Genomic DNA, 23,996 nt, shown 5'->3' on the forward strand with positions numbered 1-23,996 from the left:
GGGGTGGGCCGGGGGCCGCAGGGGGCGGTGGAGGCGAAGAGGGCAGCAGCGCCGGTGCGTCGGCTGGCGGCCCACCGGCCGACAACGTGACCGTCATGTGGTGAGCCCGGTTGCACCGACGGGTTCGGGGGCACCCGCATCCGCCGACTCCTCGCCGGCACCGCGAACAATGCGCACCACAGAAGAGGCACCGAGCGCCACGATGACGAGCACGAGCAGAAACCACGGCAGCACGAACATGAAACCATCGCGAGTGAGAGGCGAGAGGGCGGTACCCTGCACGGTTGCCGGAGGCGTGAAGGTGGCGTGGGTGGTGAAGAAGCTCCACTGCCCGAGCCCGGTGAGAGTCGCGTCGATCAAGCGGGTCTCATCGGGTTTCAGACCGGCGATGGCCACCGTCTGGGGGCGGCCGATCAGGTTTCCGAACGGGCCGACGATCGAAAAGGTGGCCGTGGAGTCGATGGTGGTGCTCGACACGTTGTGCACGGTGAACAGGGCGTGCTGCTCGCCCGCCAGCGGGTTGATGCTCCAGCTGTATTCAGAGCTCACGCCGCTGATGAAGATGAGGCCGCCGAGGTCGAATTCGCCGGCTTTGGCCACGGGTGCGGCGCTCGGTTGGGCGGTGGGTGTGACAACGGTGCTGCCATTGCCGACCGAGCCCGCGCCTGAGCCGGTCCCCGTGCCCGAACCCGAACCCGCAGAGCCCGCAGAAGCAGCGCCCGCTGCCGCGGCACCGGGCGCCACGGGAACCGTCGTCACAGTGATTCCGATCGATGGGTCATCGGCTGCGAACGCTGCAGCCGGTACGAGACCCGCGGCAAGTGCTGCTGCCAGAGTGAGCGCACCGAGGGAGGTGGCGACGAGCATCCGCCGGGTCACCCGAGTGGCTTTCGGCGTCATTGCACCACCGCGTGGCGACGCGCTTCTGCCTCGGTGTACTCGAGCCACGCCGCGGCGATCTTCTCGTCTCGACGGCGACGCAGTCGAATGATCGCGTACACGATGAGAGCGATCACCAGCAGGATGATGAGCCACCACGGCATGGCCAGCGTGACGGTGTCGCGGTCGACGTTCGTCAGCGCCCCCGGGTCGAGCGCGTCACCGTCGACGAACGGCGCCATGCTGACGTACGGATTGAGGTAGCCGAGCTGACCCACGTCGGGAACCGTCAGCGAGACCGTGCGGGTGCTTCCTGGTAGCATCTCTGCCAGATCCTGGCGCACAGGGCTGGCCGCCGCGATTCCGAAGTAGGTGTTCACACCCGCCACCATGTGAGCCGAGAGCGCGATGTTGCCGTTGTTGCGAATGGTGTACGTGAGAGTGGTTGAGCCCTGCAGCGGGCTCAGTGCCGAGCTGTACGACGCCGAGATGCTGCTGATCGTGAGCGAGGACTGGAGCGCTCCCGGCACGCGAGCGTAGAGCCGGGTGGCAACGCGCCGGTCGACGAGAATGGCGCCCTGCGCCGACTGCACCGAGATGACGATTCCGGCAGCATGGTCGCCGGGTGAGGCGTCGGCGGGGGCATCCACGCTGAAGGGAATGACCTTGGTAGCGCCGGGGTCGAGCGGAACCTCGAGCGTCTTCGCGCCACCCGTGAACGACACCCAGCTCCCAGCGTCGGTGGGTACAGAGTCGGTTTCGAGCAGGCCGAATGCGCCGTCGTCGGTGTTGTAGGCGTCGGTCGCGAAGACCTTCATCGTCTCTGGTGTCGTACCGGTGTTGCGAAGCACGTACTGGTCGTCGAGATGCTGGCCCGGTGAGAGTTGGTAGCTGAAGCGAGAACGGCCGTCGGCGCCGTTCACCCCGGCCGGCGCGCCGGAGATGCCAGAGGTGTCGTCGTCGGCGTGGGCGGCAGGAGTCGGTGCCGCCGCGAGCAGCAACCCGGCCACGAAGAGGCCCGAAAGGGCGAGGCCGAGGGGGCGGCGAACCGGGCGAGTCACGTGGCTGAGAAGGGGCACAGTAGATTGATCCAAATCGAGTTGGCGTGGCGGGGTGAATCAGCTGAACCAGAGGTGAACGGAGCTCTGCCGGTGAGAGACGACTGCACCCCAGAAGGAGGGGCACCCAGTGGATGCCCCTCCTTCCTTCACACAATCAGTACGGTGAAACGGGTGTTACTTCGATGCCAGCGTGATGGTGAGCTTGGCCGTGTAGGTGCCGGCCGGCTTGTCGGCAGGAGCGACGAACGTGAGGTCAGCATCGAGGTCGGTGCTGGCGATCGCGGCGGTCAGACCCGACGAGGCGAGAAGCGCCGGGTTGACGGCAGAGCCGGCAGCCTGGGCAACGGCGAGTGTCACACCGGCGGGAAGAGCGGTGGCTCCGGCCTTGGGGGTGATACCGAGCTGCTTCTTGTCGATGGTGGTGGTGCCGTTGGTGAAGTCGGTCACCGAGCTGGTGACAGTCCACCCCGGGTGCGACACAACACGGCCATCCTGAACCGTGAAATTACCGACGGTGCCGGTGGAGGTCGACAGGTTGTTGACCAGGGTCGCTGCGTTCAAGACGTTGGTGGTCTTGGCCGACGACACGAGGTTCAGCGTTCCGTCTTGCGCAGCAACGGTGGTCGCCGCGAGGTTCTGGTCGAACGAACCGCTCGGAGGCGTCGCCGGGCCCGTCGCGACAGGCGTCGCGAAGGTCCAGGCACCGGTCACCGGCGTGACCGTGATGGTCGTGTAGTAGACCGCGCCAGAGGCGATCGACAGGGCGTTGTTGTTGGTGAGCGCGAACCCGAGGCTGTACGTACCGCCGTTGGCCTTGACCGAAGCCAGGTTGCCGTTGGTGTGCGAGTCGAGGGTCATGGTCGGCAGCAGCACATCGTGCGTTCCGGGGTAGAAACCCCCGGGCGCGATGGCGCTCCAGGCTGACGGAGTGCGCTCTGAGCCGACGGGCGCGATGAACGTGCGCACGTCGGTCGCGTCGGCGACACCGGGGTAGACGACGGTGCCGTCGTTGGTCGCGGTGGGAGAAGCGACGACCTGCTTGTTGAAGGCGAGGGTCGTACCGGCCGCGATGGGGTCGCCGGTTGCTGCGTCGAGCAGAAAGATCGGCGCGGTGGAGTTGACCGGCTGAGCGGGGTCAGCGGCGAAGGCAGACGTCGTGGTGGCACCCATGAGGGCGGCGACGACGATGCCGACCGAGGCCACACGAATGGCGTTTGTCTTGAACATGAGGGGTATGTATTCCTTAAGTTTCTGTGCGCGGGGGGTTAGATGGTGGCGAAGGCGCGCTGCGCCGTCGTCGAGACGGGGGCAAGGAAACCGAACTTCTTCTTCACAGCGCCCGAGGTGGTGGCGAACGAACCGAAGTTGGTGAGGCTCTGGCCGACGGTGGGGTCGATCAGCGCGGCGAGGTTGGCGTCGTACGCAGGGTCGTTGCTGTTGACGCGCTTGTACTCGACGACGACGTAGGTGTCGCGGCCGAGGGTGCTCGAGTAGTAGGCCGAGTTGGGAACCAGCGCGGTGCCGGTTCCGGTGAACGGCGCGATGCCGTTGGTGCTGCCGAGCTGAACGCCGGTGGTGCCGATGGTGCTGACGCCGGTGGCGCCGTTCGACTGGGCGACCCAGCTGGCGGCCGAGAACGGGATGATCTCGTTGGCGCCGAGCACGGAAGCGTCGTTCTCCGGCGTCGTGTTGTTGACGTCGTTCACCGTCGAGCCGAGCGTGGTCACGCCGATGGCCGAAAGAAAGAACGAACGCGTACCCGAGCTGCCCTGCGGCAGACGCGGAACAACGACAGCGCCGTTGATGGTGACCGGGGTGTTGCTCTCGTAGACCTGCTTGAGCTGAGCGGTGGTCAGCGCGCCGATGGCCGCGCTGTCACCCTTGTAGGCATACGAAACGGCGTCACGGGAGTAGGGCACGTAGAGCAGCAGGCCGGCGGCGTTCGCGTTGGCGCCGGGGCCGCTGGATGAACGGGCGATGTCGACCTGGCCCGAGATGGTCTTGGTGGGAACAGCAGCGTTGCCCGAGTAGAGCGCAGTGCCGTTGATCGAGGCGCGAAGCGCGTTGACGCCAGCACCCGAGCCTGAGGGGCGGCCGAAGTACGGGCCGTTGGGCTTGGTCTGAATCGACGACGAGCCGAACGCATCGAACGAACCGACGGTGGCACCGGCCGAGGTCACGCGAACGAACGAGCCGCTGATCGAGGTACCGTTCGTGAGCGCGTTCACCGAGTCCTGCAGCGTGTCGGAGCCCACCAGCACGTAGCTGTTGGAGACCGGTTCTGCGTTGGCCGGTGCCGCAAAAGCGAAACCGGCGATGGCGACGCCCACTGCCGCGCCGATGGCGACAATCTTCTTCATTTTCACTGTGATGAGTTCCTTTCGGGGGTGACCGGCCAATCGCAGGTGCGAGCGCGCCGACTTGGGTGCACGGGAGCCCGCGAGGGTGCCGGTGAACGGGCCAAGAATGGGGGGCATCAGGGTCGTCTCCTGATGCGCGACATGAAGGGGAATGCGAAAGCTGCGCCAAGACCGGCGAGGATGCTCGCCGGTACCGCTGCCGCGATGGCCCCGTTCTGCGGGTCGGCGGGCGTGGGAGCGCCGAGCAGGGGTGCGGCGGTCTGGCCCGTGGCGGCAGGGTCGGTGATCGTCGGGGCGGCGGCCGTGACCGGCTGCACCGCCGGTAGGGCCGCCACCGCGACGGGCTTCGAGACGGCGGCGGCAGGAGCCGACACCGGGCTGGGCGAGGGGCTCGCCACGGGAGTCGCGAGGGGTCCGTTCGCGATGATGGTTGCGGCGGCGAGCGCCTGCCCCTGCCACGCGGCCGGAATGGGCGCGTATCCCTCCGGCAGCTGCCCGAGCGCCGTGCCCGACACCTGCCCGGTGGTCACCGCATACCGGATGAACGCCGCATAGTCGGCCCTGAGGCTGTCGTCGCCCATTGCCGGGTTCACCGCGGCGTACACGGGCAGCGTCAGAGGGTAGGCCGTCGGGGTCGCACGGGCGGCAGACGATGTGGGGTCGAACTGACTGACCTGCGCCTGGCTGGCATTCTCTGTCATCGCCGCGCCGGCCGCGCTGAGCGAGGCCGTGGTGGGGGCGACGAAGACCCCGGCCGAGTTGCGAAGCGACGCGGAGAAGGTCTGGTATTTCGCCGCACTCGCCGTGTCGGTGATTCCGATCACACGCTGCAGACCGGCCAGGGCCCGCGCTGTCTTGGTGTACTTCGGTGTCGCCGCCAGCGAATCCCACGGCCCCAGAATCTGGCCGTCGCCTCGCAGAATGAGGTACCCGCTCGTGTCGAAGTCGTTGGTGTACGGGCGCCAGGTGACCACGTTCACGGCAGCGGCTCCGGCCGGGTCTTTGGGCTGTTCAACCGGGTCGGCTTTGGGAAAGTTGTCGCGCGGTAGAACGAGAGCGACACCGGTTGGGTTCTTCGACGCATCGGTCGAGCTGTAGGGGTTCACGATCATGCCCCACGGATCGGGCTTGCCGGCCAGAAAATCAACGGCCTCTGGGTCAGAGAGCACGTAGCTCCAGAGCGCGAAGGCCGCGTCGGAGCGGCCCTGCGGCTCGAGCAGGTCGGCGAGGGCAGGCGAGGTGATCTGCTGGTCGGCCCATTCGGGATCGTTGATGGCCAGAAAATCTTTGTCGAGCGTGAGGTTTCGGGCGTTGTTGCCCGGGTCGGTCGGGCTCTTGTAGTTGATCTGCGATTTGTCGGCACCGGTCGGAAGCGAGTCGAGGTACGAGTTGGTCAGCAGTTTGGCGAGCAGTCGCGGAGTCAGGTTCAGCGAGGTGAAAGGAGTTCGGGCGTTGTCTGTCGAGGTCTGCGGAATGGTTTTGATGGCGCTCGGTTCGCGATCGATGGCGAACGAGATCGAGATACCGGTGAGAGCGATGGGCGCATAGATCAGCGGATCACCCGTGTCGGCCGTCTGAGACAAGGGTCGTGAGGTGAGCGCCATGGGTTGCTCCACAGTGCTGCTCGCCGCCTGCAGAGCGTCAGACTCGCTGCCCGAGATGATCGTGTACGCCGCGCCGCCTGCCGCCCCGCAGAGGGCAGGCTGCCACGACGACACCGCCCCCGAGACGAGCTCGCTGCCGGCCAACTGGCGCTCGGCCGACCCGATGGTGCAGCTCACGCCGATGGGCTTGAAGTCGAGACGGATGGCGACGCGGTGCTTCCAGGCATCGGAGAAGAGGCCCGACTTCGTGATGTTCTGCTCGCCCGTATCGGCGGTGCCTCGCGGAATTATCACGAGCCAGCACGAGCTGCCGGTCTCTGTGCCGTCGCTGGCTGCGATGCGGGTACCGCACCCGAGACCCGGTGACTGCGCGGCCGTCTGCACCTCGAATTTGACCGAACCCGAACCGTTGGCACCCGACCCCGCCCACGAAATCTCGTTGCTGGTCTGCTTGGTGAAGAACTGGTTGTTGTTGACGTCGACCGACTCGTCTTTGATGTTGGGCGACCCCTTCGGGTACGCCTTCGGGGGGTTCACCACCGACGCGACGGTGACGCCAGTGGCCGAAACGAAGGGGATCGAGGTGTAGGCAGGGTCGAGTGGCCCACTGCTGGGCGCCGTGTACTGCAGATCGGCTGTAGCCGTCGTGCCCGGGCTGATGAAAGAGTCTCGCGACGCACCGGGCGTATTGAAAGCGCCATACTGACACGTTGTACGGTCGGGCTCATCGGTATGACCGTTCAGGTCGCCCCAGCACTGGGCGATCTGCAAGAAATTGGCGCCGCCGGTCTGGCCGCTCGGCACCTCTGACTTCAGCCCGCCCTTCCACGAGACCTGGATGCCCTGGGCCATCAGGTCTTTGGTCTGCGACACCGTCACCACGAGGTCTTTCATCGGCGCGTCGGCGATGTCGGCGTCTTGGGAGTACGCCGAGACGGTGACCGCCGACGAGACATCGGCCCGAGCAGACTGGGCCGGGATGACGGCGCCGGTGAGGGCGACGAGGGCGAACACGGCGCCGCCGACCAGCACACCGGAAAGGCCCTGCAGTATGGCGGAGCGGCGGCGGGGCATCCGGTGCCGCGCCGACGGCGTGGAAGAGGTAGAAGAGGTAGAAGAGGTAGACGAAGAGACGGAGGCAGACTTCAGGCTCAGAATGGGCATGGCGGGGCCTACCTCGGAGAGTTTCGTTTGAGTCGGCGCGACAGCAACGGCGGCAGAACGATGGCGATGAGCAGCAGCGCTCCGGCCACTGTCATAACAATCTGCTGGGCACCGAAACCGGTGTCGGAGAGGGCGAGGGGCTTCGAGACGGCCACTGCCGAGCCGCTCGTGGCACCACTGACAACAGATCCGTTCGCGTCATAGACCGCGGTGTTCGAGGCAGCGGCTACCGCCGGGTCGGCGGCGGTCGCTGCAGCGGGGGCCACCGCCGAAGCTGCGGTATCGGTCGTTGTGGTCAGAGCCGCGGCGGCACCACCCGAGCCCGAGCCACTGACGTCGGTGGTCGCGGTGGCCCCACCGGTTCCGGTGACGCACTGGTTCGGCCCACGCTGGTCGCAGGCCTGAGGCTGGGGGGCGGTGTCAGCCAGCTTGTTACTCGCCGGGTTCTTGCCGTCGAAGGTGGGGTTGTTGCAGGTGGCGAGGTTGACACCGGCGGTAGAGGCTCCCGGAATCTTCTTGATCTGATCCGACGCGGCCTGCACCAGGTTCAGGGGCAGCGGTGAATAGCCGAGCGCTGCCGCCTGCTGCTGCCCCTCGCAGAGCAGATAGTTGGTGAACACGCCGAGGGTCTTGCCCTTCTCTGCCGTGAAGACGCCGCCCACCTTGGTGGGCACGATCATGTACGAATAACTCGAGAGCGGATAGGTGCGGGCGTCGGCGCTGTTGTACACACCGTCGAGAATCTGGGTGAGATAGTCGGGCGAACCCACGGTGGTGTTGATCTGTGCCGAGAGCAACGCAACGGCGACCGACGGAGCAGTGGGTTCGACGTAGTAGCCGGCCGAGTTCAGCACCTTTGCCACGGGAAAACCCGACTTCAGCGCGTAGGAGTACTCGACGTAGGTGATCGCGCCTTCTCCGTAGTCCTGGCTCACGTAGCCCGAAACGCCCAGCGAGCCGCTCTGAGCCTTCGACCCTGAGAATTCTGGGTACTGCGAGGTGAGTCCGCAGGGCACGCTGCGCTTCACAGAAGTGCAGAAGGCATTCCAGAGGTCAGGGTGCTGCTTCGACATCCAGAGCGTGAACTGGGCGGTCGAACCTGAGCCGTCAGAGCGAACCACGGGCGTGATCGACTTGTCGGGCATCGCCAGGCCCGGGTTGTCTGTCTGAATGGCGGGGTCATTCCACTTGGAGATCACACCGGTGAAGATCTTCGTGATGACGTCGCCGCTCAGCCGCAGGTTGGTGACCCGCTTGCCGCCGATCTTCAGGTTGTACATGAACGAGGTGCCGCCCGCCACGATGGGCATGTAGGCGTAGGGCGTCGCCGGGGCCTCGGGGGCAGAGCCGTCTTCGGGCTTCGCCTGGAATGGAATCTCGCTCACGGCGAAGTCGACGGTACCGGCGATGAAGTCGGCGCGACCGGCCGAGGAACCGCTGCCCGAGTAGTTGACGGTCATGCCGTAGTTCGAGGCCACATTCTTGCGCCACTGGTCGAGGGCATTCTGTGACCACGTCGAACCGCTGCCGCTGATGGGGGTGTAGGTGTCAGCCGAGGCGCTCTGCACTGCAACGCCACCGCCGACGCCCGTGAGCATCAGAGCGAGGGCGAAGCCAGCGGTGAGCAGGCGGACGAGACGGATGCGCGGCGTCACTGAGACGTCTCCTCGGGGTTTGCGGGGGCGGGTGTGCCGGTGGGCTGGGCTGCGAGAGGGGCAGCCGGCGAGGCTGCGGGCGTGCGGTTCATTCGCCGCGCATCGTCAGCCGACTGGCCTGCCACCCGACGGCGCTGGCGGTCGGAGAGCTGCCCCGGGCCCTTGCCACCGATGAGGCGGGCAACAACGAACAGCAGCAGCACGAGCAGAATCAGCACGGCAGCTGTTCCGAATCCGCGGGCGATGATGTTCGGCTCCGGCGACTTCACGAAGTCGAACACTTGCAGTGGCAGCGAGATCATCGGGCCCGAGAACGGGTTGAGGTTCATCACCGCGGTGATACCCGAGGTGAGCAGAACGGGCGACGTCTCGCCGATTCCGCGAGCCGTTCCGAGAATGACCGCCGTGACGAGGCCCGACCGTGCCGTGGGCAGCACCACGCCCCACACCGTGCGCCACCGCGTCGACCCGAGTGCATACGAGGCCTCGCGCAGATTGCCGGGCACGAGGCGCAACACCACGTCAGAGGCCCTGATGATGATCGGGAGCATCATCACCGCGATGGCGAGCGCCGCCGCGAAGCCCGACCGCTGGTGGGTGATGAGCTGGATGATCGCCGCGTACACGAACAATCCCGCAACAATCGATGGCAGTGCTGTCATCGCGTCTGAGATCGTGCGTACGAACCGCGCGAACCGACCGCCCACCTCATTGAGGAACACCGCCGTCGTGATGCCGAGCGGAATCGTGATGGCCAGCGCGATGCTGATCTGAATCAGCGTGCCCACGATCGCGTGCGCGATTCCGCCCACGTCGAGCCCGTCGAGCGGCCCGGCGAACTGCATGGTCTGAGTGAAGAAGTTGAGGTGCGGCAGCGCGATGGTTCCACGACCCACCGTGTAGATCACCACGAACACCAGTGCTCCGAACAGTACGACGCCCGCGCTGATGAGCAGCACCGTCGTGATGCGGTCTTTCACCTCTTCACGGTCTGATCTCAGCGACACAAGCAGGCTGTAGAACGCGATGAACAGCACAAACGACACCACTACCCAGCCGATGGGCCCGGTCAGCGGAGTGAACCAGCCGAAGAGCAGGGTGGTGACGGTGGGCCCGGCCACGAGAGCCCCGAGCACGTTGAATTTCTCGTCGAGCGTCGACTCACGCAGGCGCCTCTTCGGCCCCACCTCGATTCCCGTTCGGTTCGGGACGCTCGTGGGACGTGCCTCCGGGGCCGCCGGGGCAGCCCGTTCTCCCGTCACCGTCACCGCGGTCGCTGTCGCTGTCGCTGTCGTCACTGTCGCTGTCGTCACGGTCAGCTCGTCTCTGCGCCAGAGCGCGACCGGGCGACGATCGACGACGCGGTGAAGTTGATCGCGAGAGTGATGAGAAAGAGCACCAGGCCGGCGGCCATCAGCGCCGACAGACCGAACTGGCTCGCTTCGCCGTACCGCAGGGCGATGAGCGCCGAAACCGAGTTCGTTCCGGTCTTCAGCACCTCCCAGTTGATCGTGAAGATCGGCGAAATGATGAGGTACACGGCGATGGTCTCGCCGAGGGCGCGCCCGAGGCCGAGCATGATGCCCCCGATCATCCCGCCGCGACCGAACGGCAGCACAACGGTGCGAATCATGCCCCAACGGGTGGAGCCGAGTGCAAAAGCTGCCTCGCGTTCGCCGATCGGTGCCTGAGAGAATGCCTCGCGCATCACCGAGGTCTGCGTGGGTACGACCATGAGCCCTACGACGATGCCGGCGATGAACGCTGAGGAGGTGAATGCACTGGCCTCGGTGAGCCTCGCACCTGTGCCGTCTTCGACGGCGAACGCGGGAATGAAGCTGAAATAGGTCGAGATCCAGGCCGACACCGGAATGACGGCGGCCTGGAGGAAGAACAGACCCCACAGCCCGTACACCACACTCGGTACGGCAGCCATGAGGTCGACCAGCGACACCAGGAACGAGCGCAGCGGGCCGCGCACCACCTCTGACAGCAGCAGTGCTGTACCCACGGCGAGGGGAACTCCGACGCACATCGCGATGATGGCGATGCTGAAAGTGCCGAAGATCACTGCGGCGATGCCGAACTGGTGAGTCTCAGGCGACCACTGCTGCTCCAGGAGAAAGTTGATGCCGGCCACCTGCAGGGCGTCGCTCGCTCGCAGGGTCAGAAACAACCCGACGGCGAGCATGATGCCCACGGTGGTGGCGCCGGCCGTGAACGAGACGCCCTTGAATACTGAGTCTGAGCGGGAGGCGCGCGCCGCGAGTGAGCGTCGGGCTGCGCCCGGGTGCACAAGGGGTTCAGGGTTGTCTTGACGGGTTCTGCCGGTACCCGTGTGCATCGGTGCGGGTGCGATTGTTCCGATTTCTTCAGCAATCACACGGGCAACCACCATCTTCTCCGTGGTTTCACGCGTCAGAATGTTGTGAAGGTCGGTGAGCGAGTCGAACTTCTTCTCGACCATGGCGCACCTCCCTCTCTGCCCGCGCGCCACTCGGCCCGCATACGACAGGTCTGATGGTCATGGCCCCGGGTGAACACAGGGTGCCCGGTTCGTGAAGCAGCGGCAGACGCAGCATGTTGAGAGCACGAGGGGCTCCCCCAGTTGTGGGCACACGCGCGGCAGGGATGGGGCCGGAGTGGTGCGGGCGGTCAGGGGCGCGGCGCGCCGGAGGCGGTGGGCGGCGTGGTCGGCACGGTCGTCGCCGGGGTAGGCGCTGGTGCGGTGGGCGCCGTTGCCACGACCAGGGTGACCGACGTGGCGAGCCTCAGCTCAGAACCCTCCCCCGGTTCGACGGCAAGCACCGTTCCGACCGGCACACTGCCACTGGTCCTCGCTGCCACGACCACCGCGAACCCGGCGCGCTGGACTACCGGCACCGCGTCACCCTGAGTCAGCCCCACCACCCGGGGCACGCTGTTCGACCCCGACGCCACCGTCAGGTCGACTGCCGAGCCGTGTGCTGCCTGCCCACCCGTCACCGGCGAAGCTTCGAGAACCGTGTCGTTTGGCAACGCAGAATTCACCGGCGTCACCGTACCGAGCCTGAGGCCCGCGGCCTCGATCTGCCGCTGCGCTTCTGCCAGCGTGATGCCGTCGACTTCCGGAACGGGCACCATTGCCGCCGCCGCCACAACCGGGCTCGCCGCGGCGGTGGGTAGCGGCAGAGCGCTCGGTTGTGGGGTGGCGGGCGGGGTGACGGTGGTCGCACCCGGCGCATCGGCACTGCCGGCGGGCGAGCCCGTCGCACTCGCTGCCGGCGGCAGGGCTGCCGCGGTGCCTCGAGGTGACCCGTTGGCTGCGAGCATCCACACCACGCCTACCGCTGTCGCCGTGAGAATGAGGGTGAGCCACACCGCGCCGCCGCTTCGCCGACGCGGGCCGACAGTGCCCCGAAGGCTCGCCAACCCGGTGGAGGTACCCGCCGGCATCGCTGCCGATGCGCCGGCGAGCGCTACGTCGTTGAAGCCATCCTTGGCGCCAGTGACGCCATCGACGGAGTTAGCCACAGGTGTAGCCACAGCGGTAGCCACAGCCGTCAGCATGGTGCCGGGCGCACCGGGCAGCACGGCCGCTATGCGCAGTACTTCAGCACGCATGGCCTCGGCCGAGGCGAAGCGGGCAGCAGGGTCTTTGAGCAGGGCTTTGGCGAGCATCCGGTCGACTGCTCTCGGCAGCCCCGGTCGAAGCACAGAGGCGACGGGTGGCGGCGCCGTCAGGTGGGCACGCATCACGGCCTGAGCATGATCACGCACGAAGGGCGGCTGGCCGGTGAGCGCGAAGAACAGCACCGCGCCCACCTGATAGAGGTCGCCCGGTGCGTCGACGGGTGAGCCGGTCGCCTGCTCTGGCGACATGTAGTTCACGCTGCCGAGTACTCCGAGCGAGCGGTCGCTCACGGCACTGCGTAGCACGTCGGCACCGAGCGCGGGCCGGCCGGCGGCATCGGCCAGCCCGAAGTCGACCAGCCGCACGCCGTCGGCCACCAGAGCAACGCGGCCGTCGGCCCCGCGCGCACGCGCAGCCGCACCAGCAACGCCGTAGCCAACGCCAGCCGCATCGCCGTAGCCAACGCCAGCACCAACGCCAACGCCAACGCCGTAGCCAGCGCCCTCGCCAGCGGTACCCCCACCAGCACCAGCAGCGACACCACCCGCACCCGACACCATCACGTTCGCGGGCGACACATCACGGTGAACCAGGCCGATCGCGTGCGCAGCCGACAGCGCCCGCAGCATGCCATCGGCCAGCGCCAGCGCCTCACCGACACCGAGCACTCCGTTCGACTCGATGTACTCGGCCAGAGTCGTGCCGGGCGCGCGCTCGAGCGCGATCCACGCCAGCGGTTCGCCGTCGGGGTCGTGCACGCCCACACCCAGTACACCGGCGATATTCGGGTGTCGCAGCGGTTCGGCCGCCCGCGCCTCGACGAAGAACGCCTCGCGGCTTTCGGGCGAGTGCGACAGATGCGGGTGCAGGATCTTCAGCGCCACCCGTTCGTCGGTCAGCACATCGACCGCCTCGAACACCGACGCAGAACCTCCGCTGCCGAGCAGGTCGCCGAGCGCGAAACGGGCCGAGACGAGGCCGGGGGGTCGAGCATCCATCGGCTCAGCCGACCGCAGCGGCATACCGATTGGCGGTCTCGGCCACAGCATCGACGTACGATTCGACATGATTGTAGGCGAACACGGATGCCCGCCAGCCCGCCGCACCCGACAGGTCGCCGTAGCTGCAGAGGTAGCGCCCTGCCGCAAGCGAGGCGTCGTCGATCTGCTGGGGGTCGCTCACGCCGTCGCCGTTGCCGTCGGCTCCCCACCGCATCCAGGTCGACGGGATGAACTGCAGAGGCCCCACGGCACGGTCACCGTTCGCGGTGCCGTCGAGGGCTCCCCCGTCGGTGTCACTGACCGCGGGATACTCTGAGCCGTCGAGCGCGGGGCCGTAGATCGCAGGGCTCGCGGCACCGTCGGCAGTGATCGTCGATCCCGCGTGGGTTCCGTGCGCCGACTCGATCGAGCCGAGTGCCGCCAGGGTGTTCCACCCGACGTGGCACTGGGGCAGCTCCCTCGCGAGCGCCAGCGCCGTGCCCGCGTAGCCCACGAGCGCACGGTACGGGATGCCCGTGCGGGCCGCACTCGCGGTCGCCCACGTCGGGTCGACCAACGCTGCGTCGCCGCCCGCGCCGCCCGCACTTTGCGTTGCAGCTGCGGTGTTCGATCCGACCGCGGAAGCCTCAGCCACCCCAGCCCCCTGCGAACCACCCGTGGCCGCCAGACCGCGCGCTTGTGGCGTGAGTAGGCCCACGCCGATGAACAGACCGAACAGCACCAGCGCCGACACCAGCAGCGCCCTCACCACGCGGCGACCCCGTCGCGCATGAGCGCGTGCTGGGCGCTCCGCACCGGCGCGTTCGAGCGAGTGGCTCGCGAGCCCTCCGAGACGAATGCTGACGCCAGCGCGTGCACTGAGTACGCTGCCGACTCCCGGCTGAGCGCCGCGGCCCCATACCAGCGGCCACACGACATCACCGAAACATTGTCGATCGTCACGTACCAGCCGTGCTGGCCTGCGCCGGGGCCGGTGATGGGCATGACGGTCATCTCGTCTGTCTGCTGCCGCAGCTGCAGAACGTGCGCGCGGGCAGAGCTCAGCGACTCGTAGAGAAACAGGCTGCGCGCCACCTCGCGGTTGTTCGACGCGAGCAGTCGCCAGATGCCTGAACGGGCATCCGGTGTCAGGGCCGTCGCACGGGGCGACCGGGCGACCGGGGCCAAGCGGGGCTCACCAGAGGGCTGGAGCGTGCGCCCCGCTCTCGCTGCGCTTGCGCGCGCGCCTTGGCGAACGTGCTCCCGAAAGGTCGACCAGCCCAGTAACACCGGGTCGTTTCGCGAGGCGAACTGCGAGAAGAAGATGCTCGGGTTCGCTGTCACAGTCACCTCGCCTCGTACTGTCGCCGACGCCACGCCCAATCGGGCGACGAGGCTCAGCCTGTACTGTGCCGCCCACGGGTTGACCACGGGCATCCAACACGTGAAGAAGGCGTGTACGACCCGTGGCCAAATGCGTGGCCGAAGCAGGGGCAGAGACTCAGGCGGGCAGGTACTGCTCGATCTTCGCGACGAAGGCAGGGTCGGTGGGCTTGGTCTTCGGGCGCAGGCGCGAGACGACCTCGCCGCCGGGGGCTATGAGAAATTTCTCAAAGTTCCACGCAACGTCGCCGGCATCGCCGCTCTCGTCTTCGACGGTGGTGAGCAGCTCGTAGAGCGGATGGCGACCCTCGCCGTTCACCTCGATCTTGGCGAACACCGGGAAGTCGACACCGAACGTCGCCGAGCAGAATGCCTGAATCTCCTCATCGGTACCCGGCTCTTGACCGTTGAACTGGTTGCTGGGAAACCCCACTACGGTGAACCCACGATCGGCGTACTCGGTCTGCAGCTGCTGCAGGTCGGCGTACTGCGGTGTGAGGCCGCACCGCGATGCCACGTTCACCACGAGCACGACCTTGTCGCTGAGGCCGGCGAGAGTGGTGCTCTCGCCGGCGGCGGTCTGAATGGGGATGTCGTACAGAGGGGAGGGCATACCCCGATTTTATGCGTGCGCCGGGGTGCTCAGCCCGTCGCGGCACTGCCCACAGGCCTCCCAGCCATGAATTGAGAGAACGTGCACACCGCGGGTCTTACGCGGCAGACCAGCGACCTTTACGCTGGGTAGCGATCGCAGCGACGCGCATCCGCGACGCGCGTAACGGAAAGAGCAGGGAAGCTATGACCGACAATGAGACCTACCGGGCAGAACTCATCGGCCCGAACGTCATCGGCAACAACGAGATCGTCGAGTTGCCGTACGTGAACGGCGCGTACCAAGACCTCGTCGAGCTCACGTTCGAGGCCGCCGGCACCACGTCGGTTCGCACCTGGGCGCTCGGTGAGGGCACCGTCGAGCCCATCGCGTACAACTTCGTCGGCGAAGTCGACGCCACCCCGCCGAACGTCGACAACTAGCCGAACCGGCTGTACGGCTGTACGGCTGTACGGCGGTACCAGCCCAGCTCGTACTAGTCGAGCACAGTGGCGAGGCCGGGTGCCCGGTGGCGAATACCCCACCGCAGTACCCAGGTCTCGCCCGGCGCGAGCTGGCGAAGACCCTCGCCGGTGTTGAAGGCGTTCGCCGGCGCGGTCATCGGTTCGATGGCCACAGCCTGGCCCTTCGTGCCGTCTTCGAGCGGAAAGTTCGTGGGCGTGTAGACCTGCACGAAGCGAAAGTGCTCATCGCCCCACAGCTCGGTTCGCGAACCGTCGGGCGCCGTCACCGAGTGAACGCGTTCGCCGTTCTGGATGCCCACCCCACCGAACCCGTGATCGAGGGTCACCTCTCCCACGCGTCGCCCGCCTCGCAGGTCGAACTCCGACCCGTCGAGCGAGACTTCGGCCGTGGGGATCGCCTTCTCGTCTACCTCGAACTGAGTGGATGCATCGACCCGCAGCACCAGGTCGGCCACGGGCACATCGCCGACCTTCAGGTACGGATGGGCGCCCACGGCAACCGGGGCGACCGAGGCCGACTGGTTCACGATGGTGTGCGTGACCGTGAGGCCGTCGTCACCGAGCGAGTACTCCACGCTGGTGTCGAGCAGAAAGGGGTAGCCGTGCTGCGGAAAAACGGTGGCCTCGAGCGTGATCGACGAAGCGGTCTGCCGGGCGACGCGGTACGCGGTGTTGCGCAGCAACCCGTGAATCGCGTTGCCCGTGGCGGGTTCGCTGATGTCGAGCTGCTGGGTCGTGCCGTCGAGAACCCACCGGGCATCCTTGATGCGATTCGGCCACGGCACCAGAACGATGCCGTCGCCCATGGGCGGCAGTACGTCTTCGGTGTGCGACTGGGTCGACTCGATGCCGTCGAGAAAGAGTTCGCGAAGGCTCGCGGCCAATTCGGTGACGATGGCCGTCGAGACTCCGGCTTCACCGGTGAAAGTGAGGGCGAACTGCTGCCCGGTGGGTGCACGCATCGGCGGGGCTACCAGCCCTCGAGGCCGTCGTAGAGCGGGTAGCCGTCGGTCAGCTTCAGAACGCGGGCACGCAGGGCCGCGACATCCGGAGCCGGCTTCAGAGCGTTCGCGATGATGTCAGCGACCTCGGTGAACTCTTCGTCGCCGAAACCGCGGGTGGCGAGCGCCGGGGTGCCGATGCGCAGGCCCGAGGTGACCATGGGCGGGCGCGGGTCGAACGGAATCGCGTTGCGGTTCACCGTGATACCCACTTCGTGCAGGATGTCTTCAGCCTGCTTGCCGTCGATCTTCGCGTTTCGCAGGTCGACAAGCACGAGGTGCACGTCGGTGCCCCCGGTCAGAACGCTGATGCCCTCCGCCACGGTGTCGGCGCCCATCAGGCGCTCGGCGACGATCTTCGCACCTGAGATGGTGCGCTGCTGACGGTCGACGAATTCGGGCTCGCCCGCAAGCTTGAAGGCGGTGGCCTTCGCTGCGATGACGTGCATCAGCGGGCCGCCCTGCTGGCCCGGGAAGACAGCCGAGTCGACCTTCTTGGCCCACTCGGCCTTGCTCAGGATGACACCGCTGCGCGGACCGGCGAGGGTCTTGTGAACCGTTGAGGTCACAACATCGGCGTAGGGAACCGGCGAGGGGTGCAGGCCCGCGGCGACGAGGCCGGCGAAGTGCGCCATGTCGACCCAGAGCTTCGCGCCCACCTCGTCGGCAATGGCGCGGAACGCGGCGAAGTCGAGCTGGCGCGGGTACGCCGACCAACCGGCGATGAGCACGGTCGGGCGGTGCTCGAGGGCCTTCTCGCGAACGACATCCATGTCGACGAGGTAGGTGGTGGGATCGACTCCGTAGGCGGTGGCCTGGTAGTTCTTGCCCGAGAAGTTGAGCTTCATACCGTGAGTGAGGTGGCCACCGTGGCTGAGCTCCATGCCGAGGATGGTGTCGCCGACGGTGGCGAGCGCCATGAGCGCGGCGGCATTGGCCTGCGCGCCGGCGTGCGGCTGAACGTTGGCGTGCTCGGCGCCGAAGAGGGCCTTCGCGCGGTCGCGGGCCAGGTTCTCGGCCACGTCGACGAACTCGCAGCCACCATAGTAGCGCTTGCCGGGGTAACCCTCGGCGTATTTGTTGGTGAGCACCGAGCCCTGGGCCTGAAGTACGGCGCGGGGAACGAAGTTCTCACTCGCGATCATCTCGAGGGTGCCGCGCTGGCGGCCGAGTTCGTTCTTCAGAACCTCGGCGATCTCAGGATCGACGCTCGAGAGGGCGTGGTTGAACGTTGACGGTAGTTGACTCGGCACGATGGCTCCTTATTCGACAGACGGAAAGAGGTACTGCAGTTCCGTAGCGACCCAGGCGAGCGGCCGAATCCGTGTCAGTCGCTTCCCGATGGTAACCATCTGAACGCCAGTTGCGACTTCGTCAGCATAGCAGCGTTGCTATTCTCGCCGCTCTTGAGTATTGTTCATTAAGATTGGGGGTAATGAATATTTCTCAAGCAGCGTGAAGAATTCAGGCAGGTGCAGCATGGTCAACGCGAACGAGCGGGGCGAGTCGGGCGGCTCAGGCGGCTCAGGCGGGTCTGGCGTCTCTGGCGGCTCAGGCGTCTCTGGCGGCCCTGGCGGCCCTGGCGAGAGTGGCGAGACCGCTTCGGCGCGGTTGCGTTCGCAGTCGGCGGGGCGCGCCCTCGGGTCGCCGTCGGCCGGGCAGGGCCTCGGGTCGGGTGGCCAGGCCCTCGGGTCGGGCGATCCCGTCGGGGCACACGCCCATCCCGGCCTGTCGGGGCCGAGCGATCTCGACCTCGTGGAACGCACTCGTGCCGGAGACTCGAAGGCCTTCGCCGAGCTGTGGAACAGGCACTCTCGTGCCGGCCGAACCGTCGCCCGCAGTTACGGGCTCGACGCAGACGACGTCGTGGCCGAGAGCTTCGCGAAGGTATTACAGGCCATCAAGAGCGGCGGCGGCCCCACGACCGCGTTCCGGCCGTACCTGTTCAGCACCATCCGCAACGTGGCCATGCAGTGGCGCCGCGGCAACATCGTCGATGCGAGTGACGAGCTGGATGCCCTGGCAGACCCGCACTCCGAAGAGGCCGAAACGTTGCTGGCTCTTGACAAGTCGCTCACCGCCACCGCTTTTCGCAGCCTCCCCACACGCTGGCAGGAGGCGCTCTGGTACAGCGAGGTCGAGCAGTTGAGTTCGCAGGAGATCTCGCCCCTGCTCGGCATGACCCCGAACGCGGTGTCGGCGCTCACGTTCCGGGCCCGCGAGGGCCTCCGCCAGGCCTGGATCCAGGCGCACCTCATTCGCGCAACCGACACCGGATGCGCCGCCATCATCGAGAAGCTCGGTTCCTACACGCGCGGCAGCCTCGGCCCCCGGGAGACCCGCAAGGTGCGGGAGCATCTGGCCGACTGCCCCTCGTGCACCATCGTCGACGGCGAAGCGCGCGATGTCGGCTCCCGCCTCGCGCTCGTGCTCCTCCCGCTCGTTGCCGGCATCGCCGGCGCCACCGCCTACACCGTCTACCTGCAGACCGCGGCCCACGCCGCCGCCACCACCCTCGCGGCGGCGCATCTCGCTGCCATACCCTTGCCCGCGTCACACTTCGCCGCGGCAGCTCTGCCCGCCACCCACCTCGCCAGCACTGCTGCGGCGACCGCGCACCTCTCGACCGCTTCTGCACCAGTGAGCATCTCCCCCGCGGCGAGTGCCGTCACGACCGCTCTTACTGCGCCAGCCGGGGTCAGCACCGCGGCACCAGCCGCGACCATTCCTGCCATATCGACTCCCTCCACGACGGTTCCGGCGGCAACTCCGGTGCCTCCTCGCCCTGCATCGACCGTGAGTCCGGCGGGTCGAGCGGGGTCGGGCCGCGGAGCATCTTCCCCGCGGAGCCCCCGCGGCCCCGGCGGGAGCAGTCTGCGCGGGAGCGGTCTGCGCGGGAGCGGTCTGCGCGGGAGCGGTCTCGGGCGAGTCGGTGCGCGCGGGTTCGCCCGAGCAGGCGGAGGGTCTGGCGCTCCGTCGGCGGTCGTTCTTGCAACACTTGGGCTCCTCGGCGCGGCCGCGGTAGGAGCGGCGTTTCTCCTCGGGCCCCTTCTGGCCGCGACACCTGCCACTCCACTCGCGGGCGCCTCGTCGACGACCGGCCCTGGCGCAGCCGCAAGCGGGGCACGCTCGACAAGCCCCGCCGCCGCAGACCACCAAGCCGAAACGCTCTCCGCTGCGCCCGGTGCTGGCGCTCCCAGCGCCAGCACCGCCGGCGGCGCACCCGCCGGCTCGCCGGGCGACGGCTCACCATCGACCGGGGTGGCCCCCGGATCCCACGCGACAACGACCGCCACGGGTACCAGCTCGGGGCTTCGCAGCGTCGAGCCCGTACCGCCGACATTCGGCACCGGCGCACCGGGTGTCGTGGTGTCGTCACCGCTGTCTCCGAGCGCACCCGAGACACCCGCACCTGATCCGACCAACTCGAACCCCGCCTCGACACCGCCGACTTCGACTGACCCGCCGACCAACGGCCCCACTCCACCGCCGACCACTCCGCCGTCGACTCCGACGCCCGCGCCGAGCCCGACACCCACGCCCACCCCATCAACGCCACCCACACCCGCCCCATCGCCCACACCGACAGCCGTATTCACTCTCGACCCGGGCGAGCGGCTGTTCCCCGTCGTGACGGGCAGCGGAACACCCGGTTCCACCATCGAAGTTGTCGAGACCACGGCCTCTGCGCAGTCGGTCGTCGCCCAGACCGTGGCCAACCGCGAAGACGGGCACTACAGCATCAGCGACTTCCCGACGCTCGGCTTCGGGTCGCACAGCCTCTCGGTGCGCCAAGTGAGCGAGACCGGCGAGACCTCGGCCCTGACCTCAGCGACCCCTGTCGTACTTCGGTCACTGACGCTCACCACTCCCGCCAGCGCGGAGAGCCTCGCTGCCACCAGCTTCACCGTCACCGCAACGGGTGTCGCGAACGCGGCCTTCGAAGCATTCTTCAACGGCGTACGACAACTGTCGGTTCTGCAGTTCGACGAGAATGGCCTGTTCTCGAGCACGATCGCGGCCCCCACCGGAACCCCGCCGGGCCGTGCCACCGTCGCCCTGCGGTACATCGACCCGCTGACCGGGCGGTTCGGCCCGCTCGCCGAAGGCACCCTTACCGTCTCAGCTCCGGCAGCAAGCTGACCGGTGCCCTCCTCGGGGCCACCGGCGCAGCACTCGGGGCCACCGGCGCAGCACTCAGGCATAATCCGGCGCGCCGACGAACGAGCCGGCCAGCCGAGGTCAGTGCCGGCGCGCGATACGCCAGCTGATCACCAACAGAACGCCCGCGACCACCATCAGCACGAGGTATGTCACGGGCAGCGCGCCGAGCCCCGCCCCGTTCAGCAGAATGCCGCCGAGAAACGCGCCCCCGGCGATGCCCACGTTGAACGAGGTGGAGTAGAACGCGTTTGCCGTATCGCGAATGGCGGGCGACGCGATGTGCAGCAGCCGCGCCTGCATCAACGACGGAATCAGCCCGAAAGATGCTCCCCACACGGCGAACGCCACCACCGACACCACGATGTTCGATGTGAAGAGCGTCAGCACGGTCACAGAGACCGCTGTGCAGACGAGACCCACCGCGACGCCCAGCGTGGGCCGGCGGGAGAAGACGACTCCGGCGAGCACGAGCCCGAGCGCACCCGCCACACCGTAGACGAACAGCAGCAGGCCCACCGACGAGGCCGGCACCCCCATCGACGAGATCATGAACGGCGTGATGTACGTGTAGAGCGTGTTCTGCCCGACGATGAGCGTCGCTACAACGAGGCACAGCAGCGCGACGGCCGGTACGGTCGCGTCGAAACGGCCGCGGTGGGCGGCGAGCGTGGGCGGGGCATCCAGAACCGCACCCGACACCACACCACCCCGCCGCGACCGCTCGCGCTCGGCAGGCGACACGCGCGGCAGCTTCTTCAGAATGAGCAGCGCGGCGAACAGCGCGAGCACCCCGATGACCGCGAACGGAACCCGCCAGGTGAAGGCCTGGCCGAGCATCGTGCCGAGCGGCACACCGAGCACGAACGCAGCCGTTCCTCCACCCGATGTGATGGCCACGGCGCGGCCGATCTGGTGTTTGGGCACGAGGTGAACCGAGTAGGTGCCGACGACCGCCCAGAACAGCCCGTGCGCCATGCCGCCCAGCACCCGCACCACGGCGAGAAACGTGTAGTCGGGCGCGACGGCCGACAGGATGCTCGTGATCGCGACCACCAGCAGCACCCCCACGATGAGCGTGTGCCGCGGGAACCGTCTCGTCACCGCCACCAGCGGAACGGCCGAGCACACCACCGCGACCGCGAAGTACGTCACCAGCAGCCCGATCTGCGACTCGCTGGCGTGCAGGTCGGCGCTCATCTCGGGCAGCAGCCCGGTGGGCAGCACCTCGGCGGTGACCGCCATGAACACGGCGGTGGCGAGAACCGCGAGGCCGCCGAGCGGAAAACGGGCGGCAGTCGGAGCCGCAGAGGAACGAGCGGGAGCTTTGACGGTAGTCGTCACGGTGGAACCAAAACACTTCTGGGGCACAAGCTTGCGAGCCGAAACGCCACGTGGTTTGTGCCCGGGGTGAGCGTTGACCGCCCACCGAGGTCAATGGTATCGGCAGGTGGTGCCGCTGCGCCACCCCAGCCGTCCGGGTTCCGGCTCCGGATGCCCCGGCCACGGGTAGCCCGCTCAGCCCAAGTAACATGACAACCGTGAATCCCCCACCCGCCCTGCCCATGCGCATCGGCCCGAATGACGTTCTTCGGTTCGTGCTGGAGCTTTTCGCCTTCATCTCCATTGGGCTGTGGGGCTTTCTCGCCTGGCCCGGCCCGCTGTTCAACTTCGTGTTCGGAATCGGTGCCCCCCTGTTCGCCATCGTGCTCTGGGCACTGTTTCGCTCGCCTCGCGCGGTGATCACCCTCGACCCGTTCGGCAAGGCGCTCATCGAGATCGTCATCATGGGCTCCGGCGCCCTCGCCTGGCTCGTCATCGGGCAACCGATCGTTGCCATCGTCTTCGGCGTCGTCGCCGTCGTCAGTGGCATCATCGCCGGCCGCAAGGAGATCGCATGACCGTCGTCATCCACGGGGCCACGAAGGTCGACGCCGACGGCCAGGTCGACGACTTCTGGGTGGCCACCTCCGGCTCGGCCATCGCCGCCACCGGCATCGGAACCGGCTGGCACGGCTGGTCGACAGCACCCGGCGCCACAGTGGTCAACGCCGCCGGCCGCTACCTCACCCCGGGCTTCATCGACGTTCACGGTCACGGCGGTGGAGGGCACTCGTTCGACAACGGCGCCGATGAGATTCGGTCAGCTCTCACCGTTCACCGCCAGCACGGCACCACCCGCTCGGTCATCAGCCTGGTGGCGAACCCCCTCGACACGCTCTGCCGATCGCTAGAGGTCATCGCCGACCTCGCCGAGCAAGACCCGCTGATTCTCGGGTCGCATCTCGAGGGCCCCTACCTCGCACGAAACCACCGCGGCGCCCACAACCCCGACTACCTCCGTTCGCCCGACCGCGCCGAGATCGAGTCGCTGCTCGCGGCGTCGCGCGGCACCCTCCGCCAGCTCACCCTCGCCCCCGAGCTGCCCGGTGCGCTCGACGCCGTCGACCAGCTCGTCGAGGCCGGCGTGGTGGTGGCCGTGGGCCACACCGACGCCGATTTCGCGCTCACCAAGCAGGCTTTCGATCACGGCGCCACCCTGCTCACGCACGCATTCAACGCGATGCCGGGTATCAAGCATCGCGAACCCGGCCCCGTCACGGCCGCGCTCGGAGACCCGCGCGTGGCCATCGAACTCATTCTCGACGGCTTTCACGTGCATCCCGAAGTCGCCCGCGTGGCGTTCTTCGCCGCCCCCCAGCGCATTCTTCTCATCACTGATGCCATGGCCGCCGCGGGCTCGTCTGACGGGCACTACAAGCTCGGCGACCTCAACGTGTCGGTCGAGAACGGGCGGGCGATGCTCTCAGGCACCACGACCATCGCCGGTTCGACTCTGACTCAGGATGCCGCACTGCGGTCGGCCGTCATCGACTCGGGTATCGACCCGGTGCTCGCCGTACGTGCCCTCACCGCGTCTCCCGCACGGGCACTGCTGCTCGACGCGGCCCTCGGCTATATCTCGCCCGGCTTTGCAGCCGACCTCGTGCTGATGAGCCCCGACTGGCACGTAGACGACGTATGGGCCGCCGGCGAACCGGTGGCCCATACGTTGTAG

General features: G+C 67.5%; 19 protein-coding genes and 1 riboswitch. Of the genes, 4 read left to right on the top strand and 15 right to left on the bottom strand.

Annotated features, from left to right (window positions below):
• Nucleotides 1–93 precede the first annotated feature (93 nt).
• The 12 genes from D4765_RS14730 to D4765_RS14785 all read right to left on the bottom strand — a co-directional run bounded on the left by D4765_RS14730 (nt 94) and on the right by D4765_RS14785 (nt 15,312).
• Nucleotides 94–900: a hypothetical protein gene (locus D4765_RS14730; RefSeq protein WP_136643064.1), complete on the bottom strand. Its 807-nt coding sequence runs from the start codon at nt 898–900 to the stop codon at nt 94–96.
• Nucleotides 897–1,958 (bottom strand): DUF916 domain-containing protein, encoded by a 1,062-nt coding sequence (locus tag D4765_RS14735; RefSeq protein ID WP_161580455.1) that lies wholly within the window; start codon nt 1,956–1,958, stop codon nt 897–899. The genes D4765_RS14730 and D4765_RS14735 overlap by 4 nt, the downstream gene beginning before the upstream one ends.
• 156 nt (nt 1,959–2,114) lie before the next feature.
• Nucleotides 2,115–3,167: a hypothetical protein gene (locus D4765_RS14740; protein ID WP_136643066.1), complete on the bottom strand. Its 1,053-nt coding sequence runs from the start codon at nt 3,165–3,167 to the stop codon at nt 2,115–2,117.
• Nucleotides 3,168–3,205: 38 nt separating this feature from the next.
• The gene (locus tag D4765_RS14745) at nt 3,206–4,417 is read right to left on the bottom strand and encodes a hypothetical protein (protein ID WP_136643067.1); all 1,212 of its coding nucleotides are present in this window, start codon (nt 4,415–4,417) and stop codon (nt 3,206–3,208) included.
• Nucleotides 4,417–6,978 carry a hypothetical protein gene (locus D4765_RS14750; protein WP_136643068.1) on the bottom strand — a complete coding sequence of 854 codons (2,562 nt, stop codon included), beginning with the start codon at nt 6,976–6,978 and terminating at the stop codon, nt 4,417–4,419. The genes D4765_RS14745 and D4765_RS14750 overlap by 1 nt, the downstream gene beginning before the upstream one ends.
• A gap of 98 nt (nt 6,979–7,076) precedes the next feature.
• Nucleotides 7,077–8,723 carry a phosphate ABC transporter substrate-binding protein PstS gene (gene pstS / locus D4765_RS14755; protein ID WP_237280462.1) on the bottom strand — a complete coding sequence of 549 codons (1,647 nt, stop codon included), beginning with the start codon at nt 8,721–8,723 and terminating at the stop codon, nt 7,077–7,079.
• Nucleotides 8,720–10,036: a phosphate ABC transporter permease PstA gene (gene pstA, locus D4765_RS14760; protein WP_237280463.1), complete on the bottom strand. Its 1,317-nt coding sequence runs from the start codon at nt 10,034–10,036 to the stop codon at nt 8,720–8,722. The genes pstS and pstA overlap by 4 nt, the downstream gene beginning before the upstream one ends.
• A 2-nt stretch (nt 10,037–10,038) precedes the next feature.
• Nucleotides 10,039–11,190, bottom strand: a complete 1,152-nt coding sequence (gene pstC, locus D4765_RS14765; RefSeq protein ID WP_237280464.1) for a phosphate ABC transporter permease subunit PstC — start codon at nt 11,188–11,190, stop codon at nt 10,039–10,041.
• A 188-nt stretch (nt 11,191–11,378) separates the two neighbouring features.
• Nucleotides 11,379–13,334 carry a protein kinase domain-containing protein gene (locus D4765_RS14770; protein ID WP_161580456.1) on the bottom strand — a complete coding sequence of 652 codons (1,956 nt, stop codon included), beginning with the start codon at nt 13,332–13,334 and terminating at the stop codon, nt 11,379–11,381.
• A gap of 4 nt (nt 13,335–13,338) precedes the next feature.
• A complete protein-coding gene (locus tag D4765_RS14775) occupies nt 13,339–14,088 on the bottom strand; it encodes a lytic transglycosylase domain-containing protein (RefSeq protein WP_237280465.1) in 750 nt (249 codons plus the stop codon).
• On the bottom strand, nt 14,082–14,660 hold the full coding sequence (locus D4765_RS14780) for a hypothetical protein (RefSeq protein WP_136643070.1): 579 nt from the start codon (nt 14,658–14,660) through the stop codon (nt 14,082–14,084). The genes D4765_RS14775 and D4765_RS14780 overlap by 7 nt, the downstream gene beginning before the upstream one ends.
• Nucleotides 14,661–14,817: 157 nt before the next feature.
• Nucleotides 14,818–15,312: a glutathione peroxidase gene (locus tag D4765_RS14785; protein WP_136643071.1), complete on the bottom strand. Its 495-nt coding sequence runs from the start codon at nt 15,310–15,312 to the stop codon at nt 14,818–14,820.
• A gap of 185 nt (nt 15,313–15,497) precedes the next feature.
• Between D4765_RS14785 and D4765_RS14790 the strand changes: the two genes are divergently transcribed.
• A complete protein-coding gene (locus D4765_RS14790; RefSeq protein WP_136643072.1) occupies nt 15,498–15,734 on the top strand; it encodes a hypothetical protein in 237 nt (78 codons plus the stop codon).
• A gap of 53 nt (nt 15,735–15,787) precedes the next feature.
• On the opposite strand, the gene D4765_RS14795 is transcribed toward D4765_RS14790, so the two are convergent.
• A complete protein-coding gene (locus tag D4765_RS14795; protein ID WP_136643073.1) occupies nt 15,788–16,738 on the bottom strand; it encodes an aldose 1-epimerase family protein in 951 nt (316 codons plus the stop codon).
• Nucleotides 16,739–16,746: 8 nt separating this feature from the next.
• The gene (glyA, locus tag D4765_RS14800) at nt 16,747–18,030 is read right to left on the bottom strand and encodes a serine hydroxymethyltransferase (RefSeq protein WP_136643074.1); all 1,284 of its coding nucleotides are present in this window, start codon (nt 18,028–18,030) and stop codon (nt 16,747–16,749) included.
• Between the two features lie 42 nt (nt 18,031–18,072).
• Nucleotides 18,073–18,154: riboswitch (ZMP/ZTP riboswitch) on the bottom strand.
• 102 nt (nt 18,155–18,256) lie between these two features.
• Between glyA and D4765_RS14805 the strand changes: the two genes are divergently transcribed.
• Complete coding sequence (locus D4765_RS14805; RefSeq protein WP_136643075.1) at nt 18,257–20,920, top strand: sigma-70 family RNA polymerase sigma factor; 2,664 nt, start codon at nt 18,257–18,259, stop codon at nt 20,918–20,920.
• Between the two features lie 99 nt (nt 20,921–21,019).
• On the opposite strand, the gene D4765_RS14810 is transcribed toward D4765_RS14805, so the two are convergent.
• The gene (locus D4765_RS14810; protein ID WP_237280466.1) at nt 21,020–22,282 is read right to left on the bottom strand and encodes an MFS transporter; all 1,263 of its coding nucleotides are present in this window, start codon (nt 22,280–22,282) and stop codon (nt 21,020–21,022) included.
• A gap of 188 nt (nt 22,283–22,470) precedes the next feature.
• On the opposite strand from D4765_RS14810, the gene D4765_RS14815 reads away from it, so the two are divergent.
• Nucleotides 22,471–22,839 (top strand): YrdB family protein, encoded by a 369-nt coding sequence (locus D4765_RS14815; protein ID WP_136643076.1) that lies wholly within the window; start codon nt 22,471–22,473, stop codon nt 22,837–22,839.
• On the top strand, nt 22,836–23,996 hold the full coding sequence (nagA, locus tag D4765_RS14820; RefSeq protein ID WP_136643077.1) for an N-acetylglucosamine-6-phosphate deacetylase: 1,161 nt from the start codon (nt 22,836–22,838) through the stop codon (nt 23,994–23,996). Before D4765_RS14815 ends, nagA begins: the two co-directional genes overlap by 4 nt.

The organism is Subtercola vilae (genome assembly GCF_004923255.1).
Lineage (GTDB): Bacteria > Actinomycetota > Actinomycetes > Actinomycetales > Microbacteriaceae > Subtercola > Subtercola vilae.

Excerpts from the sequence above, each read along its gene's own strand:
- D4765_RS14730 (WP_136643064.1), bottom strand. The coding sequence starts at position 900 with ATGACGCCGAAAGCCACTCGGGTGACCCGGCGGATGCTCGTCGCCACC.
- D4765_RS14740 (WP_136643066.1), bottom strand. The coding sequence starts at position 3,167 with ATGTTCAAGACAAACGCCATTCGTGTGGCCTCGGTCGGCATCGTCGTC.
- D4765_RS14745 (WP_136643067.1), bottom strand. The coding sequence starts at position 4,417 with ATGCCCCCCATTCTTGGCCCGTTCACCGGCACCCTCGCGGGCTCCCGT.
- D4765_RS14750 (WP_136643068.1), bottom strand. The coding sequence starts at position 6,978 with ATGCCCCGCCGCCGCTCCGCCATACTGCAGGGCCTTTCCGGTGTGCTG.
- pstC (WP_237280464.1), bottom strand. The coding sequence starts at position 11,190 with ATGGTCGAGAAGAAGTTCGACTCGCTCACCGACCTTCACAACATTCTG.
- D4765_RS14770 (WP_161580456.1), bottom strand. The coding sequence starts at position 13,334 with ATGGATGCTCGACCCCCCGGCCTCGTCTCGGCCCGTTTCGCGCTCGGC.
- D4765_RS14785 (WP_136643071.1), bottom strand. The coding sequence starts at position 15,312 with ATGCCCTCCCCTCTGTACGACATCCCCATTCAGACCGCCGCCGGCGAG.
- D4765_RS14790 (WP_136643072.1), top strand. The coding sequence starts at position 15,498 with ATGACCGACAATGAGACCTACCGGGCAGAACTCATCGGCCCGAACGTC.
- D4765_RS14795 (WP_136643073.1), bottom strand. The coding sequence starts at position 16,738 with ATGCGTGCACCCACCGGGCAGCAGTTCGCCCTCACTTTCACCGGTGAA.
- D4765_RS14805 (WP_136643075.1), top strand. The coding sequence starts at position 18,257 with ATGGTCAACGCGAACGAGCGGGGCGAGTCGGGCGGCTCAGGCGGCTCA.
- D4765_RS14815 (WP_136643076.1), top strand. The coding sequence starts at position 22,471 with ATGACAACCGTGAATCCCCCACCCGCCCTGCCCATGCGCATCGGCCCG.
- nagA (WP_136643077.1), top strand. The coding sequence starts at position 22,836 with ATGACCGTCGTCATCCACGGGGCCACGAAGGTCGACGCCGACGGCCAG.